We start from the raw sequence: 4236 nt of genomic DNA on the forward strand, positions 1-4236 counted from the left end.
CACCCCGAATCTACCAAATACAGCACAGCATCCGTCAATTCCCTCTTGCTCCACGTGCAGTTGCGCATCTCGGCATATAGTGGGGCGATCTCCTCCCACTGCTCATCTGTCAAGTCGCTAGGGTACGACTCCCGTCCTTTTTCTTCCATATCTCTATTTTACCACGTTCTTTTCTCCTTGTGAATACAGGTTCTTATGTTTGATGCCGCCCGCTGGGCTGAGAACTGCTATTTTATCAAGACAAACGAGGAAGGCTATGCGGACAAGTCCATCGCCGAAATCGCGACGGAAATGTTCTCCTACTGCGATGGGTTTACCATGTCTGCCAAGAAAGATGGCCACGCCAATATGGGCGGTATGCGGGCGTTTCGCGATAAGGGCTGTTTCTGGAGGAAATTCTCTGACTTCAATGAGGACGGCACGGTTAAAAATGATATTGGTGTGCTGATTAAGAACCTGTATTCATAATCAGAGGATGCCGGATGGGCGAGGGATTTTGCTGCCCTGCAAGGCGAAAAAATGCGGACAATACTTTGTGTATTGCAAGGTTTTTCAACGCAGCAGGCCGGCAAAAGGCCCGCTCAGACGGTGTCGAATGGTTGTGAATACGGGTTCTTAAACTTGTCCCCGTTGGAATCGGTTACTTCAAAGTGTCCGTAGTCTAAAGCATTCCTTGTTTCAATGGTGATCGGTCCAACAGTGCCTGTTGTAATGATACGACCATTGACAACCCGGCAGACATGATCTAGCTTTTCGTCAACAAGTAGTGACCTGTCAGTAAATTCCCGGCCAATTTCTTCGGCCATTGAATAGCACCCAGCAGCTGAAGAACGTACCAGATATCGATATTCAACTGGATTTCGGGCAACTTCCACCAGGCCGCCGGCATTGGATGCGCTCGACCGGATAATTTCAGCTGCGGAATCAACTGCGGCAATCACACTGAACTACGATGGACAAGGGCATAAAAAGATAATGGTCTGACGGTATGCCCGCCGTCAGATTTTCCATTCAATTTGCAGCTTCTCGCTGGTGGCACGAATAACGGTAATCATCAAATCCACCACCTGCTGCTTGTCCTCAAAGCTGACATTCTCCCAATCATCCAGATAATTGGAAATCGTGTCAATCTGCTCCGGGGACACCGCCTCGGTGGTCAGCTTGGCAATCTCGGTGGCAAGGGTCTGGCGGCGGCTGTCCAATTCCTCAATCTTGGCGTTGGCATAGGAGATCAGCACCGGGGTCGCGCCCGTCAGCGTGTCCAGCAGCTTTTCAATCTCGCTTTCCACCTGGGCCAGCTCCATCTGCTTTGCCGTCAGCTTCGGGCTGGCGGCTCTTTTCTTTTTGCGGCCTGTCAGCGTCTTGTAGTCCTCCAGCTTCTTCACCATCTGCTGATAAACTACTTCCTCCAAATCATGGAGCCGAACAGCGCCACAGCCAGGACAGGATTTATTTTCTGCGTGTTTCGAGCAGCGAAAATAGAGATGCCCGCAAGAGTGAGCCGCCATCAGAGCGTAGCCGCAGTTGCCACACTTGATTTTCCCGGCCATCCACGAATGACGGGCTTTCCTCGCGGGCTGGTAACTTTGGCTTGCCATGATTTTCTTCCGCACCTGGAGCCACAAATCAGACGGGATGAAGCCCTCGCTGGGTGCCAGCACCAACATCTGGCCTTGCAGGTACTTGTGCTTGTTGTCGGTGTTGCCTTTACTGCGATAGTAGTAGCAGCCGTTGGTTCCCGCGAAGTCGGCGGCATCGTTGTAAATCTCCGTCCCCTGACTTTTGAAAAACTCGTATATATCCAGGTCAGCCATTGCGTAAATTGGATTGCGGAGGATAAGGCTGATCGTTGACCTGGAAAACGGCTTTCCAAAGAACGACCTCACACCTTGGGTCGTAAGCTGGGTGGCTATGTCGTGGAGCGAGATGCGGGGGTCATTATACATCTCGTACATCTTACGCACGAACGCCGCCTCGGTCGGTTCAATCACCAGCTTCTTTGTATGGATGCCGTCAATGATGATAGGCTCCGTCCGAAATCCATACGGCGCTCTACCGCCCATTTTGAAACCTCGCTGACACCTGGCGTACCATGCGTCCTGCACTCGCTTCTGGATGGTTTCTCTCTCTAACTGCGCGAACACAATGCAGATGTTCAGCATCGCCCGGCCCATCGGTGTGGACGTGTCGAACTTCTCTGTGGAGGATATGAACTCCACGTTGTATTCCTGGAACAAAGCCATCATGTTTGCGAAGTCCAGAATGGAACGGCTGATGCGGTCGAGCTTGTAAACGACTACCCTGGCAATCAGCCCGCGCTTGATGTCCTCTACCAGCATTTGAAACTGGGGCCTGTCCGTATTCTTACCGCTGTAACCCTTATCTTGATACTCCCGGCAGCTTCCACCCCTCAATTCATATTTGCAAAACTCAATCTGACTTTCGATAGAGATACTATCTTTCTTGTCGATGGATTGTCTTGCATAAATTGCGTCAATTCGGTTGTTCATTTTGCGCTCCCTTTCTGAAAAGAAGCGGAGCTGCTGACAGCTTCATTATACCGTCAGCAGCCCCGCAAATCAATCTCTATCTGAAAAAATCACGAGGCGGGTGTTTCCCTCTGCTGGTACTTGCGGAACACCTCATAAAGCCGCTGCTCCAACTCCCGGCGCTTCGCCGCCTCCTGTTCCGGGGAGAGAATGGGTGTGAGGTTTTCCAGCGGGATTTCCCGGCCCTGGAAATTGACAATCTCGGTCTGCATCTTGTAGCTGATATGCTCCATAGGCAACTCCTTGTTTTCAAAATTTTCAGGGTGGACATTTGTCCGAAAAGTGGGCGCTATTTACTCCCACTCGTTTTACTTGTACTTGTTATTGTTCTTATAGTTCTTATTAGGGGTTAGTTTTTTTGCCTGCGTCAGCCGGGTTTCTGCCCTATTACAAGAGCAGTTTTCCGGCTATGGTGAAGGACAGGTTTTTATCCATTAGGGGTGGCTAAATTCTTGTCCATCAGGCAGCTTCACATAGATGTGATTGGGCTTGGAAAACTGCTGTCGCCGTCGCTCAATCAGCCCCGCCGCCTCTAATTCCGCCAATACGTTCTTGGCGGTGGTCATGCTCTTGCCGAGTATTCCGGCTACCTTCTCAATCGGGAAGATGATATAAACTCTCCCGGCCTCGTCCGTCCAGCCGTTGAGCTGAGACAGCCGCGCCCGGTCGAGCAAAAGGGCATAGGTCAGCTTGGCGGTAAGGGTCAAGCCCCTGTCCAGCAGGAACCAGGGGAAGAAGAAATAGGGCGGTAATTCGGTAGTTATCGTCATGTAGTCGGTCATGGTATTGGCCTCCTTAATGTGGGGCTGTCAGACCGCCGCTGTGGGTCGTTTGAGGCCCGTTTTCGGGGCCGGGAAGGAAATGTATCAGGCCCCCATCGAGGGCGGTCTTGAAAGCCCTGATATTACTGCGTTTTCAGCGGGTACTTTTTCTACACATCAGCCCGGTTTTTCTTTGCCCAGGCCCGCTTGCTCCGTTTGGCCCGTTCTGCGGCACAGGTAGAGCAGTAGAGCGTGTTGTGCTTGGACGAGGCGAACATCTTCCCACACTCCCGGCACCGCCGCCGTCTGACAGAGGGGGGCGGGAACAATGCGGCATACAGGCCAGCATCCAGGGGAAGGACAGCGGCGCGGAACCATTTGCAGATTAGGGAATAGGTGATGCTCTGCGGGCAGACACATTCTTCGCCGTTGTCCAGAAGCAAGCAGTTTCCGCAATCGTAGTTGCAGCACTCCCGCACCAGCCTCCGGGCCGTTCGGTACTGCTGGTAGGTCATGTGTGGGATTTCGGATGCGCCCATTTCACACGCTCCCTCTGCAAAATCCTAAAAGCGTCAGATTTGCGTTTTTAACGTGAGTGCCAATCTGACGCTGGCGATACCTGACCCGCAGGAAAGGAACAGACGCAAAGCGGGTGTTCCTTTCCTGCGGGTGTGCAAGGGGTTTGGGGAGTGCAGCTCCCCATCGCGTCCGAAGGACGCAATGATTTTGTCAATATGAGTTGACACAATTCACGCAAGGAATATAGGATCTAAGCAGCAGCCGCAGTGAGGGACAGATAGAAGCGCTCTCTCTTGACAGCGGGTGGAAGGCCGCCGTTGGCGGAGCAGATACGGCGGTTGTTCCAGTAGCTCATAAAGTAACGCCAAATAAGAGATCTGAGTTCCTCCACGGTCAGCTGTTCAGTG

Annotated in this window: 7 protein-coding genes; 1 reads left to right on the forward strand and 6 read right to left on the reverse strand. The window is 52.2% G+C overall.

Annotated features, from left to right (window positions below):
- The coding region (locus tag C814_RS24975) for a transposase (protein WP_016316594.1) at positions 1–149 on the reverse strand (149 nt) is incomplete at its 3' end.
- 46 nt (positions 150–195) lie between these two features.
- On the opposite strand from C814_RS24975, the gene C814_RS16815 reads away from it, so the two are divergent.
- Complete coding sequence (locus tag C814_RS16815; protein WP_016316595.1) at positions 196–468, forward strand: beta-eliminating lyase-related protein; 273 nt, start codon at positions 196–198, stop codon at positions 466–468.
- A 113-nt stretch (positions 469–581) separates the two neighbouring features.
- On the opposite strand, the gene C814_RS23795 is transcribed toward C814_RS16815, so the two are convergent.
- From C814_RS23795 to C814_RS16835, 5 genes are all read right to left on the reverse strand, one after another.
- Entirely contained in the window at positions 582–941 is a 360-nt protein-coding gene (locus C814_RS23795) for an S-methyl thiohydantoin desulfurase domain-containing protein (RefSeq protein WP_155846414.1), read from the reverse strand.
- Between the two features lie 57 nt (positions 942–998).
- Complete coding sequence (locus tag C814_RS16820) at positions 999–2510, reverse strand: recombinase family protein (protein ID WP_016316596.1); 1512 nt, start codon at positions 2508–2510, stop codon at positions 999–1001.
- Positions 2511–2599: 89 nt separating this feature from the next.
- Positions 2600–2782: a hypothetical protein gene (locus tag C814_RS16825; protein ID WP_016316597.1), complete on the reverse strand. Its 183-nt coding sequence runs from the start codon at positions 2780–2782 to the stop codon at positions 2600–2602.
- 201 nt (positions 2783–2983) lie between these two features.
- Positions 2984–3331 carry a replication initiator protein A gene (locus C814_RS16830; RefSeq protein WP_016316598.1) on the reverse strand — a complete coding sequence of 116 codons (348 nt, stop codon included), beginning with the start codon at positions 3329–3331 and terminating at the stop codon, positions 2984–2986.
- 149 nt (positions 3332–3480) lie between these two features.
- Positions 3481–3849, reverse strand: coding sequence for a cysteine-rich VLP domain-containing protein (locus C814_RS16835; protein ID WP_016316599.1), 369 nt, complete (start codon positions 3847–3849; stop codon positions 3481–3483).
- Positions 3850–4236 lie beyond the last annotated feature (387 nt).

Source organism: Anaerotruncus sp. G3(2012), assembly GCF_000403395.2.
Classification (GTDB): domain Bacteria; phylum Bacillota; class Clostridia; order Oscillospirales; family Ruminococcaceae; genus Anaerotruncus.